Source organism: Pseudomonas sp. GW823-FHT05G12, from assembly GCF_058795575.1.
Map to the genome: position 1 here is coordinate 4,728,612 of NZ_CM179501.1, position 23,995 is coordinate 4,752,606.

22 protein-coding genes are annotated in these 23,995 nt (G+C 62.5%); 1 reads left to right on the top strand and 21 read right to left on the bottom strand.

Annotated features, from left to right (window positions below):
* Positions 1-89: 89 nt before the first annotated feature.
* The 7 genes from AC3RCM_RS21615 to AC3RCM_RS21645 all read right to left on the bottom strand — a co-directional run bounded on the left by AC3RCM_RS21615 (position 90) and on the right by AC3RCM_RS21645 (position 6,212).
* Positions 90-947: a peptidoglycan DD-metalloendopeptidase family protein gene (locus tag AC3RCM_RS21615; protein WP_064493439.1), complete on the bottom strand. Its 858-nt coding sequence runs from the start codon at positions 945-947 to the stop codon at positions 90-92.
* A gap of 237 nt (positions 948-1,184) precedes the next feature.
* Positions 1,185-1,823, bottom strand: a complete 639-nt coding sequence (locus AC3RCM_RS21620; protein WP_003252348.1) for a protein-L-isoaspartate(D-aspartate) O-methyltransferase — start codon at positions 1,821-1,823, stop codon at positions 1,185-1,187.
* Positions 1,824-1,858: 35 nt separating this feature from the next.
* Complete coding sequence (gene surE / locus AC3RCM_RS21625; RefSeq protein WP_010952690.1) at positions 1,859-2,608, bottom strand: 5'/3'-nucleotidase SurE; 750 nt, start codon at positions 2,606-2,608, stop codon at positions 1,859-1,861.
* Positions 2,596-3,654 carry a tRNA pseudouridine(13) synthase TruD gene (gene truD / locus AC3RCM_RS21630; RefSeq protein ID WP_064493438.1) on the bottom strand — a complete coding sequence of 353 codons (1,059 nt, stop codon included), beginning with the start codon at positions 3,652-3,654 and terminating at the stop codon, positions 2,596-2,598. Before truD ends, surE begins: the two co-directional genes overlap by 13 nt.
* Entirely contained in the window at positions 3,651-4,124 is a 474-nt protein-coding gene (gene ispF, locus AC3RCM_RS21635) for a 2-C-methyl-D-erythritol 2,4-cyclodiphosphate synthase (protein ID WP_016501146.1), read from the bottom strand. The genes truD and ispF overlap by 4 nt, the downstream gene beginning before the upstream one ends.
* 112 nt (positions 4,125-4,236) lie before the next feature.
* A complete protein-coding gene (gene fghA / locus AC3RCM_RS21640; RefSeq protein WP_104887140.1) occupies positions 4,237-5,091 on the bottom strand; it encodes an S-formylglutathione hydrolase in 855 nt (284 codons plus the stop codon).
* An 8-nt stretch (positions 5,092-5,099) separates the two neighbouring features.
* Positions 5,100-6,212: an S-(hydroxymethyl)glutathione dehydrogenase/class III alcohol dehydrogenase gene (locus tag AC3RCM_RS21645; protein WP_014592131.1), complete on the bottom strand. Its 1,113-nt coding sequence runs from the start codon at positions 6,210-6,212 to the stop codon at positions 5,100-5,102.
* A gap of 107 nt (positions 6,213-6,319) precedes the next feature.
* On the opposite strand from AC3RCM_RS21645, the gene AC3RCM_RS21650 reads away from it, so the two are divergent.
* Entirely contained in the window at positions 6,320-7,216 is an 897-nt protein-coding gene (locus AC3RCM_RS21650) for a LysR substrate-binding domain-containing protein (protein WP_064493437.1), read from the top strand.
* Between the two features lie 539 nt (positions 7,217-7,755).
* Here AC3RCM_RS21650 and ispD read toward each other — a convergent pair.
* The 14 genes from ispD to AC3RCM_RS21720 all read right to left on the bottom strand — a co-directional run bounded on the left by ispD (position 7,756) and on the right by AC3RCM_RS21720 (position 23,962).
* A complete protein-coding gene (gene ispD, locus AC3RCM_RS21655) occupies positions 7,756-8,463 on the bottom strand; it encodes a 2-C-methyl-D-erythritol 4-phosphate cytidylyltransferase (RefSeq protein WP_064490978.1) in 708 nt (235 codons plus the stop codon).
* On the bottom strand, positions 8,460-8,741 hold the full coding sequence (ftsB, locus tag AC3RCM_RS21660; RefSeq protein ID WP_004576849.1) for a cell division protein FtsB: 282 nt from the start codon (positions 8,739-8,741) through the stop codon (positions 8,460-8,462). Before ftsB ends, ispD begins: the two co-directional genes overlap by 4 nt.
* A gap of 168 nt (positions 8,742-8,909) precedes the next feature.
* The gene (eno, locus tag AC3RCM_RS21665; RefSeq protein WP_064490979.1) at positions 8,910-10,199 is read right to left on the bottom strand and encodes a phosphopyruvate hydratase; all 1,290 of its coding nucleotides are present in this window, start codon (positions 10,197-10,199) and stop codon (positions 8,910-8,912) included.
* Positions 10,200-10,353: 154 nt separating this feature from the next.
* Positions 10,354-11,199 (bottom strand): 3-deoxy-8-phosphooctulonate synthase, encoded by an 846-nt coding sequence (gene kdsA, locus AC3RCM_RS21670; RefSeq protein ID WP_010952685.1) that lies wholly within the window; start codon positions 11,197-11,199, stop codon positions 10,354-10,356.
* A 3-nt stretch (positions 11,200-11,202) separates the two neighbouring features.
* Entirely contained in the window at positions 11,203-12,831 is a 1,629-nt protein-coding gene (gene pyrG, locus AC3RCM_RS21675; protein ID WP_012270851.1) for a CTP synthase, read from the bottom strand.
* A 267-nt stretch (positions 12,832-13,098) separates the two neighbouring features.
* Positions 13,099-14,382, bottom strand: coding sequence for a tRNA lysidine(34) synthetase TilS (gene tilS / locus AC3RCM_RS21680; protein ID WP_492629133.1), 1,284 nt, complete (start codon positions 14,380-14,382; stop codon positions 13,099-13,101).
* 172 nt (positions 14,383-14,554) lie between these two features.
* Complete coding sequence (locus tag AC3RCM_RS21685; protein WP_003252323.1) at positions 14,555-15,502, bottom strand: acetyl-CoA carboxylase carboxyltransferase subunit alpha; 948 nt, start codon at positions 15,500-15,502, stop codon at positions 14,555-14,557.
* A 106-nt stretch (positions 15,503-15,608) separates the two neighbouring features.
* Positions 15,609-19,133 (bottom strand): DNA polymerase III subunit alpha, encoded by a 3,525-nt coding sequence (gene dnaE / locus AC3RCM_RS21690; protein ID WP_010952683.1) that lies wholly within the window; start codon positions 19,131-19,133, stop codon positions 15,609-15,611.
* Positions 19,134-19,319: 186 nt separating this feature from the next.
* On the bottom strand, positions 19,320-19,943 hold the full coding sequence (rnhB, locus tag AC3RCM_RS21695; protein WP_104887137.1) for a ribonuclease HII: 624 nt from the start codon (positions 19,941-19,943) through the stop codon (positions 19,320-19,322).
* A gap of 1 nt (position 19,944) precedes the next feature.
* Positions 19,945-21,072, bottom strand: a complete 1,128-nt coding sequence (gene lpxB / locus AC3RCM_RS21700; protein ID WP_064490981.1) for a lipid-A-disaccharide synthase — start codon at positions 21,070-21,072, stop codon at positions 19,945-19,947.
* A 1-nt stretch (position 21,073) separates the two neighbouring features.
* Positions 21,074-21,850 (bottom strand): acyl-ACP--UDP-N-acetylglucosamine O-acyltransferase, encoded by a 777-nt coding sequence (gene lpxA, locus AC3RCM_RS21705; protein ID WP_104887136.1) that lies wholly within the window; start codon positions 21,848-21,850, stop codon positions 21,074-21,076.
* On the bottom strand, positions 21,847-22,287 hold the full coding sequence (fabZ, locus tag AC3RCM_RS21710; protein WP_003252314.1) for a 3-hydroxyacyl-ACP dehydratase FabZ: 441 nt from the start codon (positions 22,285-22,287) through the stop codon (positions 21,847-21,849). Before fabZ ends, lpxA begins: the two co-directional genes overlap by 4 nt.
* 114 nt (positions 22,288-22,401) lie before the next feature.
* Positions 22,402-23,457: a UDP-3-O-(3-hydroxymyristoyl)glucosamine N-acyltransferase gene (lpxD, locus tag AC3RCM_RS21715; RefSeq protein WP_104887135.1), complete on the bottom strand. Its 1,056-nt coding sequence runs from the start codon at positions 23,455-23,457 to the stop codon at positions 22,402-22,404.
* Position 23,458: 1 nt separating this feature from the next.
* On the bottom strand, positions 23,459-23,962 hold the full coding sequence (locus tag AC3RCM_RS21720; protein ID WP_003252311.1) for an OmpH/Skp family outer membrane protein: 504 nt from the start codon (positions 23,960-23,962) through the stop codon (positions 23,459-23,461).
* Positions 23,963-23,995 lie beyond the last annotated feature (33 nt).

Below are 23,995 nucleotides of genomic sequence, written 5' to 3' on the forward strand. Positions count from 1 at the left end.
GTTCGAACTCAGACTCGAGCGGCACCTTTCTCCCTGGCAGCGCTTGAGCCTGTCCCCTCTACATCACAGGAACAGGCTGGGTACAACGGTCAACGACGTGGCAGGAACTGGAGTGGATCGACGGGTTTGCCCTGGCGGCGAATCTCGAAATGCAGCTTCACCCGATCTGTGCCCGTAGACCCCATTTCAGCAATCGACTGCCCTGCCTTGACCTGCTGCCCCTCCCGAACCAACAGCCTGCGGTTATGACCGTAGGCACTGACGTAGGTGTCGCTGTGCTTGATGATGATCAGCTCGCCGTAGCCCCTCAAACCACTCCCGGCATAAACCACCGCACCATCAGACGCAGCAAAAACAGGCTGTCCCAAATCACCGGCGATATCAATGCCTTTATTCAAACTACCGTTTGAAGCGAATTTTCCAATCAGTACACCATTGGCAGGCCAGGTCCACCCACCTACCGCGCGCTCTGCGGCTGGTACGGTAGCGACCACAGGGGCAGGGGCGGAAGGCGTCGACGTGGCCGGTTTGCTGGTGCTGGCAGGCGCCGTGGCAGTGCTGCCCACAGGCCGCCGCGTGACCGTGGTGCGGCTTGACGAGGACGGGCTGGACACCACCGTGGTGCGGCTGCTGGAACCGCTGCTGAAACGAATCGCTTGGCCCGGGCGGATGGTATAAGGCGCCTGAATGCCGTTGCGTGCAGCCAGCTCCTTGTAGTCCCAGCCATAACGGAAGGCGATGGAGAACAGGGTGTCGCCTGGCTTGACGATGTATTGCCCAGAAGTCACCACCGGGCGCTTGGGCACGGTGTTGTTGCGGTCGACCACCCGCGCGCTGTTGCTGCTGGTGCTTGAGCACCCCACCAGAAGCGAGCCCATGGCCAATGCAATCACCAGAAGCTTGAAACCCGACCCGTCCTTGCGCTGCCGAATGACTGTGTGACCCACCCGCGCTCCCCTCATGGTGCCGAAAATCGATATGAAGACAAGAAATGCAATATTGTTGCAATTATAACCAAGCCAGCCGGTAATGGCAGACGGGTACAAAAGACGGGCATAAAACCCCGGTGCACGCTGTGCGTCAGCGCTTCGCACCGCCTGATAGACAGGGCGAAGCGACAAGAATTCGCCACCGGCACAAAAATACACCGCGCCTCATGCCCGCACAGCTCGGATCAACAGGCCTCAGGCCAGGGGACCATTGAGCAGCGGCACGAAACGCACAGCCCCCAGTACCCGACGGGAGAATCCATGCTCCTCGCGCACGATCAGCATCAGTTGCTGCGCTTCGCCGGCCGGCCCTACCGGGATGACCATGCGCCCACCGGGTGCCAGTTGGTCGAGCAGTGCCTGTGGCACTTCCGGCGCCACGGCGGTGACGATGATGCCGTTGTACGGCGCAAGCGCCGGCCAACCCTCACAACCGTCACCCCAGCGGAAGACCACGTTGCGCAGGTTAAGCTCCACCAGGCGCTCTTTGGCCCGGTCCTGCAGTACCTTGATGCGCTCTACCGAAAACACTCGCTCGACCAGCTGGGCCAGGATCGCCGTCTGGTAGCCCGAACCGGTGCCAATCTCCAGCACCTTGTCCAGCGGCCCGGCCTCGAGCAACAACTCGCTCATGTGAGCAACCATGAACGGCTGGGAGATGGTCTGGTTGTGGCCGATCGGCAGCGCGGTGTCTTCGTAAGCCCGATGCGCCAGCGCCTCGTCGACGAACAGGTGGCGCGGCGTACGACGGATCACGTCGAGCACCTTGGTGTTCGAAACCCCCTCTTCGCACAAGCGCTGGATCAGCCGCTCCCGGGTACGCTGAGAGGTCATGCCGATGCCACGCCGCAGCATATCGTCCTCACGCATCAAAGCAGGCCCTCCAGCCATCCATCGAGCTGCTCGAAGGCATCATTGAAGGTGCGGTCGAGCTGCAACGGGGTAATCGATACGTAGCCTTGCATCACCGCGTGGAAGTCGGTGCCCGGGCCGCCGTCCTCGGCATCACCGGCCACGGCAATCCAGTAGCCTTCCTTGCCACGCGGGTTGACCACCTTGGTGGGCGCCGCCGCCCGCGCCCGGTGACCGAGACGGGTGAGCTGGATGCCACGGATGTGCTCCAGCGGCAAGTTGGGAATATTGACGTTGAGTACGGTGCGTGGCGGCAACACCAGGCGCGACTGTGCCTCGACCAGACGACGGGCGATATAGGCCGCAGTCGGCAGGTTGTCCGGCTGGCGCGACAACAGCGAGAACGCCAGCGAGGTACCGCCGAGGAAGCGGCCTTCCAGCGCCGCAGCGACCGTTCCCGAATACAGCACGTCATCGCCCAGGTTGGCACCGAGGTTGATCCCCGACACGACCATGTCCGGCATCTGCGGCAACAGCCCATTGAGCCCCAGGTGCACGCAGTCGGTCGGCGTGCCGTTGAGGCTGATGAAGCCATTGGCCAAGGTCTGCGGATGCAGTGGCCGGTCCAGCGTCAGCGAACTGCTGGCGCCGCTCTTGTCTTGATCCGGGGCGATCACCGCGCACTCGGCATAATCCGCCAGCGCAGCGTGCAGCGCGGCGATGCCAGGTGCGGTAACACCGTCGTCATTCGAAATCAGAATACGCATGGGCTGTCCGTCTGCCCTGCCGACACCAGATCCACGACTTCACGCACCACCACGGTGGCGAAGCATCCGGCCGGCAGGACGAATTCCAGTTGCAGGATATCAGGCTCGGGATAATGCCACGTCAGGCCGCCAATAGGGAGCCGCAGAATTCGCCGTTCGTGATCCATGCCCGCCTGGGCCAGCCACTGGCAAAGTGCCGGCTGACGTGCGCCGATAGCGTTTTCCAGCTGCGCAGGCGCACCGCCAGCAGGTGAAGCGCCCTCCCCCCACATCGGGCCGGTTGGATGCAAGTCGAGAATCGCCAGGCGCGGGTCGGCACATTCCGCCTCACCCGCCGGGAAGAAACTGCGGCTGTCGGTGAACGCCAGCAGGTCGCCGACCTGGGCTCGGGCCCAGCTACCGTCAGCCACACGCGCAGCCAGCAACTGATTGAACAGGTAGCTGCGCCCGGCCGAAAGCAGCCGCGAACGCACGTTGCGCTGTTCAGGCAAAGCCTTGCGCGCGGCCCAATCGAGGGCCTCATGGACGTTGCCACCCCCGTGCCCGAAGCGCTGGGTGCCGAAATAGTTGGGCACACCTTGCTGCCTGAGCTGCTCCAGGCGGGCATCCACCGCCTGGTGATCGGCAGCCAGGGCGGTCAGGCGCAAGGTGAACCCGTTGGCCGAATGCGCGCCGCGCTGCAGTTTGCGCTGGTGACGCACCTGCTTGAGCACACGCAGGCTGGCATCCTCGGCACGCGACAGATCCGGGTCGGCCTTGCCCGGCAGGTGCAGGCTGAACCACTGGCGGGTCAGCGCCTGGCGGTCCTTCAGGCCGGCGTAGCTGATGCTGCGCACCGGCACGCCAGCGGCGCGGGCGAGGCGCCGGGCAGCTTCTTCAGTGTTCAGATCACGCTTCTCGACCCACAGCCACAGGTGCTCGCCTTGGCCCGATAGCGGTATATCCAGGACTTCGTCAACCTGAAAGTCTTCGGCGACCGCTTTGAGGATGGCGGTGCCCAGGGGTTCGCCCGATGCGCGCGGGCCCAGCAGTTCCAGTTCGGTCATGCTGGCAGCAGCAGGGCGACCGAATGCACGGCAATGCCCTCCTCGCGGCCGGTAAAGCCAAGCTTCTCTGTGGTAGTGGCCTTGACGTTGACCTGGTCGAGCTCGACCTGCAGGTCTTCGGCGATCAGCTGGCGCATGGTTTCGATGTGTGGGGCCATTTTCGGTGCCTGGGCGACGATGGTGGCGTCAACGTTGCCGACCTTCCAGCCCTTGGCCTTGACGATGCCGACCACATGGCGCAGCAGCACGCGGCTGTCAGCCCCCTTGAACTGCGGGTCAGTGTCAGGGAAGTGCTTGCCGATGTCGCCCAGCGCCGCAGCGCCAAGCAAGGCATCGCTCAGGGCGTGCAGCAGCACGTCACCGTCGGAGTGGGCCAGCAGGCCGTATTTGTGGGGGATACGCACCCCGCCCAGGGTAATGAAATCACCGTCGCAAAAACGGTGCACATCGTAGCCGTGGCCAATACGCATAAGAAAACGCCCTGAATGAGTCAGGGCGTGATTCTACCTGCTTTGCAGGGGATTTGTGGGATTGGGGCTGCTGTGCAGCCCTTCGCGGGCACGCCCGCTCCCACAGGAGGCGTTAAACCCGCCCCAGTGCCACCGCATGATGGCGCAGGTGTTCCTCGATGAAGCTGGCAATGAAGTAGTAGCTATGGTCATAACCCGGCTGCATACGCAGGGTCATTTCATGGCCACCTTTGCGTGCCGCCTGCTCCAGCGCTTCAGGCTTGAGTTGCTTCTCGAGGAAGTCGTCACGGTCGCCCTGGTCCACCAGCAACGGCGGGCATTGGCCAGCAGGGGTTTCGGCCAGCAGCACACTGGCATCCCACTCACGCCAGCGTCCACGGTCTTCACCCAGGTAGCGGCTGAAGGCCTTCTCGCCCCACGGACAATCCATCGGATTGCTGATCGGCGAGAATGCCGACACCGAGCGGTAGCGCCCCGGATTGCGCAAGGCGCACACCAGCGCGCCATGCCCACCCATGGAGTGGCCGCTGATGCTGCGCTCGCCCGACGCCGGGAAGTGCGCCTCGATCAGGGCTGGCAACTCCTCCACCACGTAGTCGTGCATGCGGTAGTGCTGGGCCCAGGGTTGCTGGGTGGCGTTGAGGTAGAAGCCAGCACCCAGGCCGAAGTCCCAAGCGCCGTCCGGGTCGCCCGGCACCTGCTCGCCACGCGGGCTGGTATCGGGGGCAACGATGATCAGCCCCAGCTCGGCGGCCAGACGCTGGGCGCCGGCCTTCTGCATGAAGTTCTCGTCGGTGCAGGTGAGGCCGCTGAGCCAGTACAGCACCGGCAGCTTTTCGCCCTGCTCGGCCTGCGGCGGCAGGTACACCGCGAACACCATATCGCAACCCAGCACCTTGGACTGATGCCGGTAACGCTTGTGCCAGCCGCCGAAGCTCTTCTGGCAGGAGATGTTATCCAGGCTCATGGCAGACCTCAGAAGTGGATCACGCTACGGATGCTCTTGCCTTCATGCATCAGGTCGAAGGCCTTGTTGATGTCTTCCAGACCCATCGTGTGGGTGATGAAGGTGTCCAGCGGGATCTCGCCTTTCTCGGACATTTCCACGTAGCTCGGCAGCTCGCTGCGGCCACGCACGCCGCCGAACGCCGAACCACGCCAAACCCGACCGGTAACCAGCTGGAACGGACGCGTGGAAATTTCCTGGCCGGCACCGGCCACACCGATGATGACCGACTCACCCCAGCCCTTGTGGCAGCATTCCAGGGCGGCGCGCATCAGTTGAACGTTGCCGATGCACTCGAAGGAGAAGTCCACGCCACCATCGGTGAGGTCGACGATCACTTCCTGGATCGGGCGATCGTAGTCTTTCGGGTTGACGCAATCGGTGGCACCCAACTGGCGGGCGATTTCGAACTTGGCCGGGTTGATGTCGATGGCGATGATACGCGAGGCCTTGGCCTTGACCGCACCGATCACGGCCGACAGGCCGATGCCACCGAGGCCGAAGATGGCCACGGTATCACCGGGCTTGACCTTGGCAGTGTTGAGCACCGCGCCGATACCGGTGGTGACGCCGCAACCCAGCAGGCAGACCTTTTCCAGGGGTGCTTCTTTCTGGATCTTGGCCACGGAAATTTCCGGCAGCACGGTGTATTCGGAGAACGTCGAGGTGCCCATGTAGTGGAACAGCTGCTGGCCCTTGTACGAGAAGCGCGTGGTGCCGTCCGGCATCAGGCCCTTGCCCTGGGTGGCGCGGATGGCCTGGCACAGGTTGGTCTTGCCCGAGAGGCAGAACTTGCACTTGCCGCATTCCGGGGTGTACAGCGGGATGACGTGGTCACCCACGGCGAGCGAGGTCACCCCCTCGCCTACCGCTTCGACGATGGCACCGCCTTCGTGGCCGAGGATCGACGGGAAGATACCTTCCGGGTCAGCACCGGAGAGGGTATAGGCATCGGTGTGGCAGACACCGCTGGCGACCACGCGCAGCAGCACTTCACCGGCCTTTGGCATGGCCACGTCGACTTCGACGATTTCCAGGGGTTTCTTGGCTTCGAAGGCTACGGCAGCACGGGACTTGATCATCAAAGGTCTCCAGACAGTGGATCGATTCAGTCATGCAGTGTAATTCAGCGCCTTTTGATGAATAATCAGGCCAAAGACAAAACATTATTGCCACACAGGGATAATCGATGAGCAGCCGATGGGAAGGCATCGACGAATTTGTCGCCGTGGCCGAATCGGGCCAGTTCACTGCCGCCGCCGAACGCCTGGGGGTTTCCTCATCGCACATCAGCCGGCAGATCGCCCGGCTGGAGGACCGCCTGCAAACGCGTCTGCTGTATCGCAGCACCCGCCGTGTAGCCCTGAGCGAAGCCGGGCAGACCTTCCTGCAGCATTGCCAACGCTTGCAGGATGGCCGTGAGGAAGCGCTGCGCGCCATGGGCGACCTGGCCAGCGAACCCAAGGGCTTGTTGCGCATGACGTGCGCAGTGGCCTACGGCGAGCGCTTCATCGTGCCGCTGGTGACGCGATTCATGGCGCTGTACCCGCAGTTGCGCGTGGATGTGGAGCTGAGCAACCACACCCTCGACCTGCTGCATGAAGGCATGGACCTGGCCATCCGCCTGGGCCGCCTGGCCGACTCTCGCTTGGTGGCTACCCGCCTGGCGCCAAGGCGCATGTACCTGTGTGCCTCGCCGGCCTATCTTGAGCGCTATGGCCGGCCACACAGCCTGTCGGAGCTGGCGCGGCACAATTGCCTGGTGGGGAGTTCGGACTTGTGGGCGCTACAGCAGGATGGCCGTGAGATCAGCCAGCGGGTACAGGGTAACTGGCGCTGCAACAGTGGCCAGGCAGTGCTGGATGCGGCGCTGCAAGGGATCGGGTTGTGCCAGTTGCCGGATTACTACGTGCTGGAACACCTGAACAGTGGTGCGCTGGTGTCGCTGCTGGAGTCGCACCAACCGCCGAATACGGCGGTGTGGGCGCTGTATCCGCAGCAGAGGCACCTGTCGCCGAAGGTAAGGCGGCTGGTGGATTACCTGAAGGAGGGGTTGGCGGGGTTGCCGGAATATCGTTTCGGCTGACGGGATGTGCTGCATGTACTGGCCTCTTCGCGGGTGAACCCGCTCCTACGACGGCCTGCGTCCAACCACCGGTGTGTGTCTACCACCGTGTAGGAGCGGGTTTACCCGCGAATACGGTGGCGGCGGCAACGGTGGACGGCGGGTAGGGATTGGCCAGCAGGCCCGGCCCTTTCGCGGGTAAACCCGCTCCTACGACGGTCTGTGTCCAACCACCGAAGCCTGTGTAGGAGCGGGTTTACCCGCGAATACGGCGGCGGCGGCAACGGGGAACGGCGGGTGGGGATTGGCCAGCAGGCCCGGCCCTTTCGCGGGTGAACCCGCTCCTACGACGGTCTGTGTCCAACCACCGAAGCCTGTGTAGGAGCGGGTTTACCCGCGAATACGGTGGCGGCGGCAACGGGGAACGGCGGGTGGGGATTGGCCAGCAGGCCCGGCCCTTTCGCGGGTAAACCCGCTCCTACGACGGTCTGTGTCCAACCACCGATGCAATCCAGTGTAGGAGCGGGTTTACCCGCGAAAAGGCCAGCCCAGGAGAGCGCTCAGCGTTTACCCGCCCAGCGCTGGCGCAACCATTCGAGATCTTCGGGCCGGGTCACCTTTATGTTGTCACTGCGCCCTTCCACCAGCCGCGGCGCCTGACCGGACCATTCGATGGCCGAAGCTTCATCGGTCACCACCACATCCGACACCAGGCACTCAGCCAGCGCCCGGTGCAACGCTCCAAGGCGGAACATCTGCGGTGTGTACGCCTGCCAGATCGTGCTGCGGTCCACGGTAGCACTCACCCGGCCATGGCTGTCGGCACGCTTGAGGGTGTCGCGCGCCGGCACCGCCAGCAGGCCACCCACCGGGTCGTCCGCCAGCTCCGACAACAGCTTGTCCAGGTCGCTGCGCGCCAGGTTCGGCCGCGCAGCATCGTGCACCAGCACCCAGTCGCTATCCCCCGCCCCCTGGGCATGCAGCACCAGCAAGGCGTTAAGCACCGAGTCAGCGCGTTCACGCCCGCCCGCCGCGCACTGGATGCGTGGGTCGCTGGCGCAGCGCAGGCCAGGCCAGTACGGGTCATCTTCGGCAATGCTGACCACCACGCCCTTAAGCGCCGGGTGGCCAAGAAAACAGTCGAGGCTGTGCTCGAGAAGGGTCTGCCCAGCCAGCTCCAGGTATTGCTTGGGGCGGTCGGCAGCCATGCGGGCACCTACACCCGCCGCAGGAATCACGGCCCAGAAGGCCGGTAAGGTATCGATCATTTCTGTGGCAACTGGAAGAGGGTTTCGCCCTCTTTGACCATCCCCAATTCATGGCGGGCCCGTTCTTCAACGGTCTCCATGCCTTTTTTCAGCTCTAGCACTTCAGCATCGAGCACACGATTACGTTCGAGCAAGCGCTCGTTTTCGGCATGCTGATCGGCAATCTGCTGCTTCAGTTCGGTCACTTGCGCCAGGCTGCCGTTACCCACCCACAGGCGGTACTGCAGGCCACCCAACAGCAAGAGCAGAACGAGGAACAACCAATAGGGACTGCGCATCACGTTATCCAGGTTAAAAAGGCTGCCGCGTACTTTTTACTTCGGGGCCTCGAATAGCACGAAGCCTGGCCGAGGCCAGGCTTCGTCGACAGAAACCCGTTAGTACGTAGGAAAGTTCAGTACGAACGTTCCTACAACTCCGGCTGCTGCCTTTTTACCATCTCTTGCTTAGCCGCGAAACTCGGCACGACCGCGGTAAACCGCTTTGGCGCCCAGTTGCTCTTCGATGCGCAGCAGCTGGTTGTACTTGGAAACGCGGTCGGAACGGCACAGCGAGCCCGTCTTGATCTGGCCAGCAGCAGTACCCACAGCCAGGTCGGCAATGGTCGAGTCTTCGGTTTCACCGGAACGGTGCGAGATCACTGCAGTGTAACCAGCAGCCTTGGCCATCTGGATGGCTTCCAGGGTTTCGGTCAGCGAGCCGATCTGGTTGAACTTGATCAGGATCGAGTTACCGATGCCCTTCTCGATGCCTTCCTTGAGGATCTTGGTGTTGGTCACGAACAGGTCGTCACCGACCAGCTGGACTTTTTCACCGATCTTGTCAGTGAGGATTTTCCAGCCAGCCCAGTCGGACTCGTCCAGGCCGTCTTCGATCGAAATGATCGGGAAACGCTCGGTCAGGCCTTTCAGGTAGTCGGCGAAGCCTTCGGCGTCGAACGACTTGCCTTCGCCGGACAGGTTGTACTTGCCGTCTTCGTAGAATTCGGAAGCCGCGCAGTCCAGGGCCAGGGTCACGTCGGTGCCCAGCTTGTAGCCGGCTTTTTCGACAGCTTCAGCGATGGCTCCCAGGGCGTCTTCGTTGGATGCCAGGTTAGGGGCGAAACCACCTTCATCACCTACGGCGGTGTTCAGGCCACGGGCCTTCAGGACGGCCTTGAGGTGGTGGAAGATTTCGGTACCCATGCGCAGGCCGTCAGAGAAGGTCTTGGCGCCAACCGGCTGAACCATGAACTCCTGGATGTCGACGTTGTTGTCGGCGTGCTCGCCACCGTTGATGATGTTCATCATCGGAACCGGCATCGAGTACTGGCCCGGGGTGCCGTTCAGGTTGGCGATGTGCGCGTACAGCGGCAGGTCCAGGTCCTGGGCAGCAGCTTTGGCGGCAGCCAGGGAAACAGCCAGGATGGCGTTGGCGCCCAGCTTGGCCTTGTTCTCGGTACCGTCCAGTTCGATCATGGCGCGGTCCAGAGCCTTCTGGTCGGAAGGATCCTTGCCCAGCAGCAGGTCACGGATCGGACCGTTGATGTTGGCGACAGCCTTCAGCACGCCCTTGCCCAGGTAACGGCTCTTGTCGCCATCACGCAGCTCCAGCGCTTCGCGCGAGCCGGTAGAAGCACCGGACGGCGCGCAAGCGCTGCCGATGATGCCGTTGTCGAGCAGTACATCGGCTTCCACAGTGGGGTTGCCACGCGAATCGAGAACTTCACGACCTTTGATGTCGACGATTTTTGCCATTGTTGTAAGCACTCCAGAATTTGACGAAAACAACTTAGCTTAGGAAATTCTTGCCGTTCACCGGGCGAACTTGCTTTGGGCAGGCCTGATGAAGGGAGCCCCTGACCGACTGGTCAGGGGTGGATCGGGCGGTACTTTACCCGAGAAATGAGCTTTACGCGGTTTCTACCGTCGGAAAACTTTTCACCAGGTCGTCCAATTGCTTGAGCTGGACCAGGAACGGCTCCAGTTTATCCAGGCGCAGGGCGCATGGGCCATCGCACTTGGCGTTGTCCGGGTCGGGGTGGGCTTCGAGGAAAAGCCCGGCCAGGCCCTGACTCATGCCGGCCTTGGCCAGGTCAGTGACCTGGGCCCGACGACCGCCGGCGGAATCGGCGCGGCCACCCGGCATCTGCAGGGCGTGGGTCACGTCGAAGAACACCGGGTACTCGAACTGCTTCATGATGCCGAAGCCCAGCATGTCGACCACCAGGTTGTTGTAGCCGAAGCTCGAACCACGTTCGCAGAGTATCAACTGGTCGTTACCGGCCTCTTCGCACTTGGCCAGGATGTGTTTCATTTCCTGAGGTGCGAGGAACTGAGCCTTCTTGATGTTGATCACCACGCCGGTCTTGGCCATGGCCACCACCAGGTCAGTCTGCCGCGACAGGAAAGCCGGCAGCTGGATGATGTCGCATACCTTGGCGACGGGCTCGGCCTGGTAAGGCTCGTGCACGTCGGTGATCACCGGCACGTTGAAGGTGCGCTTGATCTCTTCGAAGATCTTCAGCCCCTCTTCCATGCCAGGGCCACGGTAGGACGTTACCGACGAACGGTTGGCCTTGTCGAAACTGGCCTTGAACACGTACGGGATACCGAGCTTCTCGGTAACCCGCACGTACTCTTCGCAGACCTTCATCGCCAGGTCACGGGATTCCAGAACGTTCATGCCGCCGAACAGGACGAACGGCTTGTCGTTGGCGATCTCGATGTTACCGACGCGAATGATCTTCTGGGTCATCGATCAGGCCTTGTTCTTCTGAGCCAGGGCTGCCTTGACGAAACCACTGAACAGCGGGTGGCCGTCACGCGGGGTGGAGGTGAACTCCGGGTGGAACTGGCAAGCGACGAACCACGGGTGATCCTTGGACTCGACCACTTCCACCAGCGCGCCGTCTTCGGAACGGCCGGAAACCACCAGACCAGCGTCCACCAATTGTGGCAGCAGGTTGTTGTTCACTTCGTAGCGGTGACGGTGACGCTCGGTGATCACGTCCTTGCCGTAGCAGTCGTGCACCTTGGAACCGGCAGCCAGCTGGCAGTCCTGTGCGCCCAGGCGCATGGTGCCGCCCAGGTCGGAAGCCTCGTCGCGGGTCTCGACGGCACCGGTGGCATCGGCCCACTCGGTGATCAGGCCGACCACTGGGTGGCCGCTGTTACGGTCGAACTCGGTGGAGTTGGCGTCTTTCCAGCCCATCACGTTACGGGCGAATTCGATGACGGCCACCTGCATGCCCAGGCAGATACCCAGGTACGGTACCTTGTTCTCACGGGCGTATTGCACCGCAGTGATCTTGCCTTCCACACCGCGCAGGCCGAAACCGCCCGGTACCAGGATAGCATCGGCGCCTTCGAGCAGGCTGGTGCCCTGGTTCTCGATGTCTTCCGAATCGATGTAGCGCAGGTTGACCTTGGTCCGGTTGGTGATGCCGGCGTGGCTCATCGCTTCGATCAGCGATTTGTACGCATCCAGCAGCTCCATGTACTTGCCGACCATGGCGATGGTCACTTCGTGCTCCGGGTTGAGCTTGGCATCGACCACCTTGTCCCACTCGGACAGGTCGGCGCCATTGCACTGCAGGCCGAAGCGCTCGACGACGAAGTCGTCCAGGCCCTGAGCATGCAGCACGCCCGGGATCTTGTAGATGGTGTCGACGTCTTCCAGCGAAATCACCGCACGCTCTTCAACGTTGGTGAACAGCGCGATCTTGCGACGCGACGAAGCATCCACCGGGTGGTCGGAGCGGCAGATCAGCACGTCAGGCTGCAGGCCGATGGAGCGCAGCTCCTTGACCGAGTGCTGGGTCGGCTTGGTCTTGGTTTCGCCAGCGGTGGCGATGTACGGGACCAGGGTCAGGTGCATCAGCATGGCACGCTTGGAGCCCACTTCGACACGCAGCTGGCGAATCGCCTCGAGGAACGGCTGCGACTCGATATCACCCACGGTACCGCCGATCTCCACCAGGGCCACGTCGGCATCGCCGGCACCCTTGATGATGCGACGCTTGATTTCGTCGGTGATGTGCGGGATGACCTGGATGGTCGCGCCCAGATAATCACCACGACGCTCTTTGCGCAGCACGTGCTCGTAGATACGGCCGGTGGTGAAGTTGTTGTTCTGGGTCATGGTGGTGCGGATGAACCGCTCGTAGTGCCCCAGGTCGAGGTCGGTCTCGGCGCCATCGTGGGTGACGAACACTTCACCGTGCTGGAACGGGCTCATGGTGCCCGGGTCGACGTTGATGTACGGATCCAGCTTGAGCATGGTGACCTTCAGGCCCCGCGCTTCCAGGATGGCCGCCAGGGAAGCCGAGGCAATGCCTTTCCCCAATGAAGAAACAACACCGCCCGTGACGAATATGTAGCGCGTCATGAAAAACCCTAGAAGTCTGCGTTAAGGCGGCCAGCGCCGCCGGAGAAAGCGAAGGAAGGCCGAAGCCCCCGATCACCTGCGTCAATCACAGTGCATCTCGAAAAACTGCCGCGTCTGTACAGCCAGGGTATACCCGGCATGGCGTTCGCTCGTCATTTCCAGAATCAGCTCGGCAAAAAACTGCTTGGTAATCGGCAACCCCTGTGTTTTCGCGGAACCCACAGAAGTTGTATCAAGAAGGGAGGGTAGTCTACCGGAATGTACCCTTCAGCTCAAACCTTGCGCGTTCGTCGGTAACTGCCAGTGCAGTTGGCAATCCGCCTGCACCAGCCCGGGCAGGTTGGCCACCGCCAGCAGGCGTTCGCCTTGATACAGCAACGGCAGGCGCGAGCGCAGGAAATGCGGCACCTGCTGTTCGTTGAGCAGGCGCTTGAGGTCCCGCCGGCCACGGCCGGGAACCTCCAGCATTTCCCCCCCCTGACGGTAGGCAATGCGCAACCCGCTCGGCACGGCTGCGCCAACAAGACGCACGCAACCATTGCCCGGCAAACGCAACGGCCCATCAGGGTCGGGCCAGGCCAGCGAGCCAGCCGGTTGCTGTAGCCAATCACCGCTCAGCCACCAGATACGCCCGTGGCTACGCACCAACCGTCCATCGGCAAGCCGCCAGACTGGTTGGGCATCGGCAGCGGCATCGCGCAGGTCTGCCCAGCCGGCCCAATGCCGGGTATCGGGCAAACGGGTGCGCTGGCTCAGCCAGTACTGCAAGGCATTGCGCTGACGGGCCGGCGATAACGCCAGCAGGGCGGCCAGGTCGAGGGAATCCAGCCCCGGCCAGGCGATGGGCGCCCCCTTGCCCGCAAGCGCCAGATCCTCCTGGGCCAGTTCGTCCAGCAAACCCAGCGCCTCGCCCAGATGCTCTGCTGCACGGGCGAAGTTCTGGCTGGCCTGTGGCCAACGTTGCTGCAAGTGCGGCATCACTTCGCCGCGCAGGTAGTTGCGAGCGAATTGTGTGTCGACGTTTGACGGGTCTTCGATCCAGGTCAGCCCTTGGGCTTGCGCATAATCCTGCAAATGTTGCCGGGAACAGGCCAGTAACGGCCTGACCAGGCTGCCCTGCCCCAGCGCCCGCTGCCCCGGCATTGCCGCCAGGCCCCGCAGGCCGGCACCGCGCAACAGGCGGAACAGCAGGGTCTCGGCCTGGTCGTCGCGGTGCTGGCCGGTGAACAGGATATCGCCCGGGCCGAGCACTTGCCTGAAGGCGGCATAGCGGGCATCTCGGGCCGCCTGTTCCAGGCTGGCGCCTGGGGAGACCTGGACGTGGATGACCTGAAGTTCAACGTCGAAATTGTCGCAGATGGCCTGGCAGTGGGCGGGCCAGGCGTCGGCAGCAGCTTGCAGGCCGTGGTGGATATGGATGGCGCGCAGCGGGGGGGATGCGTGGTTGCGGGCGTATTCGGCCAGCAGGTGCAGGAGGACGGTGGAATCGAGGCCGCCGGAGAAGGCGACGTACCAGGTGGGGGCGTTGAGCCAAGGAGTGAGGTTGATCATCTAGCCCTCGCTCGATTCCAGAAAGCATTCGCGGGCATGCCCGCTCCCACACGTACGGCGCAAGCCTCAAGGGCAGCGCAATACCTGTAGGAGCGGGTTTACCCGCGAACACCGGCGAAGCCGGTGCCATCAATCACAAGGACCGCAAAACGGCCCCCGGGGCAAATCAGAATCAGAGGCCGTAGCTCATCAGGCGCTCGTAGCGACGAGCCAGCAGCGCATCGTTGTCGAACTTGCCGAGCATGTCCAGCTGCTGCACCAGATCGGCACGGATGCTTTCGGACATCTTGGCCGGGTCACGGTGGGCGCCGCCCAGCGGCTCCTGGATGACCTTGTCGACAATGTTCAGGCTCTTCAGACGCTCGGCGGTGATGCCCATGGCCTCGGCCGCGTCTGCTGCTTTATCGGCAGTTTTCCACAGAATCGAGGCACAGCCTTCCGGCGAGATAACCGAGTAGGTGGAGTACTGCAGCATGTTCAGTTGGTCGCACACGCCAATGGCCAGTGCACCACCGGAACCACCCTCACCAATCACGGTAGCGATGATCGGGGTTTTCAGGCGTGCCATGACCCGCAGGTTCCAGGCGATGGCTTCACTCTGGTTGCGCTCTTCGGCGTCGATGCCCGGGTAGGCGCCCGGCGTGTCGATGAAGGTCAGGATCGGCATCTTGAAGCGCTCGGCCATTTCCATCAGGCGGCAGGCCTTGCGGTAGCCTTCCGGGCGCGGCATGCCGAAGTTGCGACGCACTTTCTCGCGCACTTCACGGCCCTTCTGGTGGCCAATGACCATGACCGGCTTGCCGTCCAGACGCGCAGTACCACCCACGATGGCGGCGTCGTCAGAGAAGTGACGGTCCCCGTGCAGCTCTTCGAACTCGGTGAAGATGTGCTCCAGGTAGTCCAGGGTGTAAGGACGACGCGGGTGACGGGCCAGGCGGGCGATCTGCCAGCTGGTCAGGTTGCCGAAGATGCTTTCGGTCAGGGTGTTGCTCTTGTCTTGCAGACGGGCAATTTCATCGCTGATGTTCAGCGAGTTGTCGTTGCCCACCAGGCGCAGGCCTTCGATCTTGGCTTGCAGGTCGGCAATCGGCTGTTCGAAGTCGAGGAAATTCGGGTTCATAGTCATCCGTCTTGGGTCTACGGCCAGGCGGCCGGCCGGTTGATCCGTTTGGCGCCATACCTTAAGGGATCAGGCGCATTCAGGTCGAGATTAAATTTTTGTCGGTTCAACGATATTGCAGGAAGACGTTCTCACGCCCGAACTGGTCACGCAGCGCCTGAATCAGCCCATCGGCTGGGTCGATCGCCCACTGCTCGCCAAACTGCAGCATGGCCTTGGCGTCGCTGCCGGTGTACTCCAGCGTGATCGGGCAAGCACCGCGATGGCGGGTGATCAACTCGCCCAGCCATTTCAGCCGGTCGCCCTTCAGTGCGTCGTGCGCCACCTTCAGGCGCAGGCTCTCGGCCAGCTTGGTGCGCGCGTCTTCCATGGTCATCACCTGCTTCACCCGCAGGCGCAAGCCCCCGGAGAAGTCGTCATTGCTGACCTCGCCTTCCACCACCACCATGGCATCGGTCTGCAGCAAGGACTGTGCCGCCATGAAGGCATCGGCAAACAGCGATGCCTCGATCCGTCCGGAACGGTCATCCAGGGTGACGAAGCCCATCTTGTCGCCCTTCTTGTTCTTCATCACCCGCAAGGCAATGATCATGCCCGCGATGGTCTGGGTTTCGCGCGACGGCTTGAGGTCGACGATGCGCTGGCGGGCGAAGCGGCGGATCTCGGTCTCGTACTCGTCGATCGGGTGGCCGGTGAGGTACAGGCCAAGGGTGTCTTTCTCCCCCTTCAGACGCTCCTTGAGGGTGAGCTCGCGCACCTTGCGATGGTTGGCATAGACGTCGACATCTGCCGCGTCGAACATGCTGCCGAACAGGTCGACATGACCACTGTCAGCGGTATGCGCAGCCTGCTCGGCTGCCTTGATGGCCTCGCCCAGCGCCGACAGCAAGGTTGCCCGGTTGATGTCGATGTTGGCGTGGTAGGCCTTGATCTCGTCATGGAAGTGCGGGCCAAGGCGGTCCAGCGCGCCACTGCGCACCAGCGCATCAAGGGTACGCTTGTTGACCCGCTTGAGGTCGATGCGTTCACAGAAATCGAACAGGTCCTTGAACGGACCGCCTTGGGCACGCGCCTCGACAATCGCCTCCACCGGGCCTTCGCCGACACCCTTGATGGCGCCAAGGCCGTAGACGATACGGCCGTCGTTGTTGACGGTGAACTTGAAGTCCGAAAAGTTCACGTCCGGCGCGTCTAGGCGCAGCTTCATGCTGCGCACCTCCTCCACCAGCACCACTACCTTGTCGGTGTTGTGCATATCCGCCGACAGGACCGCAGCCATGAACGGCGCCGGGTAGTGGGTTTTCAGCCAGGCGGTCTGGTACGACACCAGGCCATAGGCGGCGGAGTGGGATTTGTTGAAGCCGTAGCCCGCGAACTTCTCTACCAGGTCGAAGATGTTACCGGCGAGGTCCGCATCGATATTGTTGGCTACGCAACCTTCGATGAAACCACCGCGCTGCTTGGCCATTTCCTCGGGCTTTTTCTTACCCATGGCCCGGCGCAGCATGTCGGCGCCACCCAGGGTGTAACCCGCCATGACCTGGGCGATCTGCATCACCTGTTCCTGGTACAGGATGATGCCGTAGGTCGGCGCCAGTACCGGCTTGAGGCCTTCGTACTGGTAGTCGGAGTGCGGGTAGGCCAGCTCGGCGCGGCCGTGCTTGCGGTTGATGAAGTCGTCCACCATGCCCGATTGCAGCGGGCCCGGGCGGAACAGCGCAACCAGTGCGATCAGGTCTTCCAGGCAGTCGGGCTTGAGCTTCTTGATCAGCTCCTTCATGCCACGCGATTCAAGCTGGAACACCGCCGTGGTTTCGGCCTTCTGCAGCAGCTCGTAAGTCTTGCGGTCGTCCAGCGGGATGAAGTCGATGTTGAGGTCGGGCAGGTTCTTCTTGGCCTGCTCGCGGTTGATGATCTCCATCGCCCACTTGATGATGGTCAAGGTACGCAGGCCGAGGAAGTCGAACTTCACCAGGCCGGCGGCCTCGACGTCATCCTTGTCGAACTGGGTTACCAGGCCACCACCCTCTTCATCACAGGCGATCGGCGAAAAGTCGGTGAGCTTGGTCGGTGCGATAACCACACCACCGGCGTGCTTGCCGGTACCCCGGGTCACACCCTCCAGCTTCAGGGCCATGTCCCAGATTTCACGGGCGTCTTCGTCGCCCTTGAGGAAGTCACGCAGGATTTCTTCCTGCTCGTAGGCCTTCTCCAGGGTCATGCCCACTTCGAAGGGGATCATCTTCGACAGGCGGTCGGCCAGGCCATAGGATTTGCCTTGCACCCGCGCCACGTCACGCACCACCGCCTTGGCGGCCATGGTACCGAAGGTGATGATCTGGCTCACCGCATTACGGCCGTACGCCTCGGCCACGTAGTCGATCACCCGGTCACGGCCGTCCATGCAGAAGTCGACGTCGAAGTCGGGCATGGAAACACGTTCAGGGTTGAGGAAGCGCTCGAACAGCAGGTCGTAGGCCAGCGGGTCGAGATCGGTGATCTTCAGTACATAGGCCACCAGCGAGCCAGCGCCCGAACCGCGGCCCGGGCCAACCGGTACGTCGTTGTTCTTGGCCCACTTGATGAAGTCCATAACAATCAGGAAGTAACCGGGGAAGCCCATCTGGATGATGATGTCCAGTTCGAACTTCAGGCGGTCCAGGTAAACCTGACGCTTTTCTTCGTAATTGGGCGTGGTTTCTTTCGGCCACAGCACGGCCAGGCGCTCTTCCAGGCCTTCGTGGGCCACATGCCGCAGGTAGTCGTCGATGCCCATGCCGTTGGGCGTGGGGAAGTCAGGCAGGAAGTACTTGCCCAGCTGCACCTGGATGTTGCAGCGCTTGGCAATTTCAACGGTGTTGGCGATGGCGTCGGGCAGGTCACTGAAGAGCTCGGCCATTTCCTCGGCCGACTTCAGGTACTGCTGGTCGCTGTAGCAACGCGGACGTCGCGGGTCGTCGAGGGTCCAGCCCTCGCCGATACAGACGCGGGTCTCGTGGGCGTCGAAGTCCGCCTGCTTGATGAAACGTACGTCGTTGGTAGCCACCAGCGGGGCGCCAAGCTTGTCGGCCAATGCCACCGCCGCGTGCACGTATTCTTCGTCGCGTGCGCGATTGGTGCGCTGCACTTCAACGTAGAAGCGCTCGGGGAACATGCCCATCCAGTCTTGAAGAAGCGCTTCGGCTTCGTCTTGCCGACCCGCCAGCAGCGCCATGCCAATGTCGCCTTCCTTGCCCGCGGACAGGGCAATCAGGCCCTCGCTGGCCGGGGCGATCCATTCACGCTGGAGGATGACCAGGCCATTGCGCTGCCCATCGGTCCAGCCGCGCGAGATCAGTTCGGTGAGGTTGCGATAGCCCTTGGGGTCCATGGCCAGGAAGCAGATGCGCGACAGCGGGGCTTCCGGGTCGGCACCGGCCAGCCACAGGTCGGCACCGCAGATCGGCTTGATGCCGGCGCCCATGGCAGTCTTGTAGAACTTCACCAGCGAGCACATGTTGCTCTGATCGGTGATCGCGACCGCCGGCATGTTCATCCCGGTCAGCGCCTTGGCCAGCGGTTTGATCCGCACCAGGCCGTCGACCAGCGAGAATTCGGAGTGGACGCGCAGGTGAACGAAGGGAACCGACATGGAAGATCCTGTAGCAGAGCTTAACGACAAGGGCGGGATTGTAGCCTAACTAGGGGCTTTTTTTGGGCCTGCTTTGCAGCCCTTCGTGGGCACGCCCGCTCCCACAGGTACGGCCCCGCCGCTCAGACCGATGAATCCTGTGAGAGCGGGCGTGCCCGCCAAGGGCCGCGAAGCGGCCCCAATAGGTCAGATCAGGGAATCGGTGACGCCTTCGCGCGCTTCCCAAGCCGCCCGCACCGGGGCGAAGGAACGCCGATGAATGGGCGTAGGCCCAAGGCGCGCCAAGGCCTCGAGATGCACCGGGGTCGGGTAGCCCTTGTGCCCGCCAATGCCATAACCCGGGTAGATCAGTTCGAACGCACTCATCTCCCGATCACGGGTCACCTTGGCCAGGATCGATGCCGCCGCAATGGCCGGCACCTGGCTATCCCCCTTGACCACCGGTGCTGCCGGCACCGCCAGCTTCGGGCAGCGATTGCCATCGATCAGGGCCAGCTTCGGCGTAATGTGCAAGCCCTCCACTGCCCGCTGCATGGCCAGCATGGTGGCTTGCAGGATGTTCAGGCTGTCGATTTCCTCGACTTCGGCGCGGGCGATGCAGAAGCTCAAGGCCTTTTCGCAGATCTCGTCGAACAGCGCCTCACGCCTGATTTCGGTGAGTTTCTTCGAATCGTTCAGACCGAGAATCGGCCGCGCGGGATCAAGAATCACTGCCGCCGTTACCACCGCGCCGCACAGCGGGCCACGGCCCACTTCGTCAACGCCGGCGACCAGGTCTTCTACCAGGTTGAAGTCCAGTCCAATTTGCATGTCAGCGGTCCTTGAGCAGGGCCAGTACCGCCTCGGCCGCCTGATTGGAGGCGTCACGGCGCAGGGTGCGGTGAATTTCGTCGAAACGTTCGGTCTGCTGGCTTCCATCGCGCACCAGCGGCGCCAGGGTGTTGGCCAGCGCTTCGCTGGTAGCGTCGTCCTGCAGCAACTCGGGCACCAGCTCTCGCTGGGCCAGCAGGTTCGGCAATGACACGTAAGGGCTTTTCACCAGACGCTTGAGAATCCAGAAGGTCAAGGGCGCCAGGCGGTACGCCACCACCATCGGCCGCTTGTACAGCAACGCCTCGAGGGTGGCGGTGCCCGAGGCGATCAGCACCGCGTCACAGGCCGCCAGGGCCTGGTGCGACTGGCCATCGAGCAGGGTCAGCGGCAGTTGGCGCCCTTCAAGCATCTGTTCGATCTGGGCGCGCCGCGTGGCGTTGGCGCAGGGCAACACGAAGCGCACACCCGGCACTTGTTGGCTGAGGCGCTCGGCGGCGTCAAGGAACAACGCGCCCAGGCGCCCTACTTCGCCACCCCGGCTGCCCGGCATCAGCGCCACCACCGGCCCCTCGCCCAGGCCCAGCGCGGCGCGCGCGGCCGGGCGGTCGGCTTCAAGCGGTATGGTGTCTGCCAGCGGGTGGCCGACAAAACGCACTGGCACACCCTGCTCTTCGTAGAACCGCGCCTCGAACGGCAGCAGCGTCAGCATCAGGTCGCAGCCTTCGCGGATCTTCAGCACGCGCTTCTGCCGCCAGGCCCACACTGACGGGCTGACATAGTGCACGGTCTTGATCCCGGCCTGGCGCAGCCTCAGCTCGATGTTGAGGGTGAAGTCAGGGGCGTCGATGCCGATGAATACGTCGGGCTTTTCTTCGATCAGGGTCTGGATCAGCAGCTTGCGGCGCTTGAGCAGCTCGCGCAGGCGCCCCAGTACCTCGACCAGCCCCATGACGGCCAGGCGCTCCATGGGGAAATAGGATTGCAGGCCCTCGGCCTCCATCAAGGGGCCGCCAACCCCGATGAAACGCACGTCGGGGTGGCGCGCCTTGAGGGCACGCATCAAGCCTGAACCAAGGATATCGCCACTGGCCTCACCGGCGACCAGCGCTACGCAAAGCTGGGCCATATCAGCGCGTGATGCCGCGAGCGGAGCTCAGGATCGACTGACGGAACAGCTCGACCTCAGGGTGTTGCGTGGCCGGTTCGGCCAGCTCCTTGATCGCGTCTTCGACGGTCAGGCCCTGACGGTAGACAATCTTGTAGCAACGACGCAGCACATGGATCACCTCGTCGCTGAAACCGCGGCGGCGCATGCCCTCGAAGTTCATGCTGCGGGCTTCGGCGGGGCTGCCGAACACGGTAACGAAGGCCGGAACGTCCTTGCCAATGGCCGTGCCCATGCCGGAAAACGCGTGGGCGCCAATATGGCAGTACTGGTGAACCAGGGTGTAACCGGACAGGATCGCCCAGTCACCCACATGTACATGACCTGCCAACGCCGTGTTGTTGACCAGGATGCAGTGGTTGCCGATGACACTGTCGTGGCCAATGTGGGCATAGGCCATGATCAGGTTATGGTCACCCACGGTGGTTTCCGCGCGGTCCTGAACAGTACCGCGGTGGATGGTCACCCCTTCGCGAATCACATTGTGATCGCCGATCACCAGGCGCGTCGGCTCACCCTTGTACTTAAGGTCCGGGGTGTCTTCACCGATCGAGGAAAACTGAAAGATACGGTTGTGCTTGCCGATGCGGGTCGGGCCTTTGAGCACAACATGCGGGCCGATAACGGTGCCCTCCCCGATTTCTACATCAGGGCCAACGATCGACCAAGGGCCGACCTCGACGCCGTCGGCCAGCTTGGCCGACGGATCGATAATGGCCCGAGGATCAATCGAATTCATAGGGAGCGTTCCGCGCAGGTGATTTCTGCCGAGCAGACCGGCTTGCCATCGACAAGGGCGCGGCACTCGAACTTCCAGATCATGCTTTTACGGCTGAGGAACTTGGCTTCCAGCACAAGCTGGTCACCCGGCAGAACCGGCTGACGGAAACGCAGTTTGTCGGAACCGACAAAGTAGTACAGGGTGCCATCAGCCGGCTTGGCATCGAGCATCTTGAAACCAAGGATGCCGGCCGCCTGGGCCATGGCTTCGATGATCAGGACACCCGGCATGATCGGGTGTGCCGGGAAGTGGCCATTGAAAAACGGCTCATTGATGCTGACATTCTTGTAGGCACGAATGCTCTGGGCCTCGAAGTCCAGATCCGTCACACGGTCTACCAGCAGAAACGGGTAGCGGTGAGGCAGGTATTCGCGAATCTCGTTGATGTCCATCATTTCGGTGGGGAAGCCTGTAATAAGAATAGGGAGCGCAGGTGCTGACCACACGCTCCTTTTGCAATCCAAAGAGGAGCCAGCTAGCGACTGTTCACTCTTGCTCAGGGAATGGTATCAGCCTTCTGATGTCGGCAGGCCACCTGAGGTCACGGTATCGACGCGTTTTTCCAGCTGCTGGAGACGCTTGGCCATGTCGTCCAGGTGGCGGATACGCGCGGCGCTCTTGCGCCAGTCAGCCAGCGGCTGCATGGCAGTGCCGGAAGAATAAGAACCCGGTTCAGTGATCGAACGGGTAACCATGGTCATTCCGGAAACGAAAACGTTATCGCAAATATCGATGTGCCCAACCAGCCCCACACCCCCGGCCAGCATGCAGTGCTTGCCGATGCGCGTGCTGCCGGAGATTCCGACGCAAGCGGCCATGGCAGTGTGATCACCGATCTGCACGTTGTGAGCGATCTGGATCTGGTTATCCAGCTTGACCCCGTCGCCGATCCGGGTGTCGGACAGCGCGCCACGGTCAACAGCAGTATTGACGCCGATCTCCACGTCATCACCAATGGTGACACCGCCGATCTGCGCAATCTTGCGCCAGACGCCCTTCTCGTTGGCAAAGCCGAAGCCCTCGCCGCCGATCACGGCACCCGACTGGATGACCACACGCTTACCGATGGTCACGTCGTGATACAGCGTGACCCGCGGTGCCAGCCAACCACCTTCACCGACCACACTGCGGGCACCGATGAAGCAGTGTGCGCCGATGCTGACGTTGGCGCCGATGCGCGCACCACTTTCGATGACCGCGAACGGCCCGATGCTGGCGCTGGCGTCCACCTGGGCATCTTCCGCCACCACGGCGCTGGGATGTATTCCCGCCTCAGCCTTGGGTTTGGGATCGAACAGGTGGGAAATCCGCGCGTAAGCCAGGTACGGGTCCGCCACGATCAGGGTATTGCCGGCAAAGCTTTCGGCATCCGCAGCCTTGAGCAGCACCGCGCCGGCCTGGCTGTTATCCAGGTACTTGCGGTACTGCGGGTTGGCGAGGAAGCTCAACTGCGTCGGGCCAGCCTCCTGCAAGGTGGCCAACCCGGTAATCTGCAGCGCCTCGGGCCCCTTGAGGGTAGCTCCGAGCACCTCGGCCAGCTGGCCTAGCGTCATGGTCACACTCATATCAACGGGCTTGGTTCATGCGCTCGATGACTTGGCGGGTGATGTCGTACTGAGGTTTGACATCGATGACCGCACCACGCTCGAGGACCAGGTCGTAGCCGCCCTTCTTGATCACTTCCTCGACAGCACCATCCAGCTTCGGCTTCAGTTGCTTGAGCATGTCGCGATCAGCAACGGCCTTGGCTTCGTTCAGTTCCTTGGACTGGAACTGGAAATCGCGGGCCTTTTGCTTGAACTCGAGCTCCAGGCGCTCACGCTCCTGCTGCTGCATCTTGTCGCCGCCCTTGATCAGGCGGTCCTGGATGCCCTTGGCACTGCTTTCCAGGCTTTTCAGCTTGGTCAGTTGCGGACCGAATTTCTTCTCGGCATCAACCGCATACTTCTTGGCGGCATCCGACTCGAGCAGGGCCATCTGGTAGTTCAGGACGGCAACCTTCATTTCGGCGAAAGCCGGGGTGGCGACCAGCGCCGCGGCCACTACGGCCAATTGAGCCAATTTACGCACGATGCACTCCTGGATAAACCGTTGTCATTAAGC

Coding starts and splice junctions, on each gene's coding strand:
- AC3RCM_RS21620 (WP_003252348.1), bottom strand. CDS start 1,823: ATGACCTCTCAGCGTACCCGGGAGCGGCTGATCCAGCGCTTGTGCGAA.
- surE (WP_010952690.1), bottom strand. CDS start 2,608: ATGCGTATTCTGATTTCGAATGACGACGGTGTTACCGCACCTGGCATC.
- truD (WP_064493438.1), bottom strand. CDS start 3,654: ATGACCGAACTGGAACTGCTGGGCCCGCGCGCATCGGGCGAACCCCTG.
- ispF (WP_016501146.1), bottom strand. CDS start 4,124: ATGCGTATTGGCCACGGCTACGATGTGCACCGTTTTTGCGACGGTGAT.
- fghA (WP_104887140.1), bottom strand. CDS start 5,091: ATGAGCCTGGATAACATCTCCTGCCAGAAGAGCTTCGGCGGCTGGCAC.
- AC3RCM_RS21645 (WP_014592131.1), bottom strand. CDS start 6,212: ATGATCAAGTCCCGTGCTGCCGTAGCCTTCGAAGCCAAGAAACCCCTG.
- AC3RCM_RS21650 (WP_064493437.1), top strand. CDS start 6,320: ATGAGCAGCCGATGGGAAGGCATCGACGAATTTGTCGCCGTGGCCGAA.
- ispD (WP_064490978.1), bottom strand. CDS start 8,463: ATGATCGATACCTTACCGGCCTTCTGGGCCGTGATTCCTGCGGCGGGT.
- ftsB (WP_004576849.1), bottom strand. CDS start 8,741: ATGCGCAGTCCCTATTGGTTGTTCCTCGTTCTGCTCTTGCTGTTGGGT.
- eno (WP_064490979.1), bottom strand. CDS start 10,199: ATGGCAAAAATCGTCGACATCAAAGGTCGTGAAGTTCTCGATTCGCGT.
- kdsA (WP_010952685.1), bottom strand. CDS start 11,199: ATGACCCAGAAGATCATTCGCGTCGGTAACATCGAGATCGCCAACGAC.
- pyrG (WP_012270851.1), bottom strand. CDS start 12,831: ATGACGCGCTACATATTCGTCACGGGCGGTGTTGTTTCTTCATTGGGG.
- tilS (WP_492629133.1), bottom strand. CDS start 14,382: ATGATCAACCTCACTCCTTGGCTCAACGCCCCCACCTGGTACGTCGCC.
- AC3RCM_RS21685 (WP_003252323.1), bottom strand. CDS start 15,502: ATGAACCCGAATTTCCTCGACTTCGAACAGCCGATTGCCGACCTGCAA.
- dnaE (WP_010952683.1), bottom strand. CDS start 19,133: ATGTCGGTTCCCTTCGTTCACCTGCGCGTCCACTCCGAATTCTCGCTG.
- rnhB (WP_104887137.1), bottom strand. CDS start 19,943: ATGCAAATTGGACTGGACTTCAACCTGGTAGAAGACCTGGTCGCCGGC.
- lpxB (WP_064490981.1), bottom strand. CDS start 21,072: ATGGCCCAGCTTTGCGTAGCGCTGGTCGCCGGTGAGGCCAGTGGCGAT.
- lpxA (WP_104887136.1), bottom strand. CDS start 21,850: ATGAATTCGATTGATCCTCGGGCCATTATCGATCCGTCGGCCAAGCTG.
- fabZ (WP_003252314.1), bottom strand. CDS start 22,287: ATGATGGACATCAACGAGATTCGCGAATACCTGCCTCACCGCTACCCG.
- lpxD (WP_104887135.1), bottom strand. CDS start 23,457: ATGAGTGTGACCATGACGCTAGGCCAGCTGGCCGAGGTGCTCGGAGCT.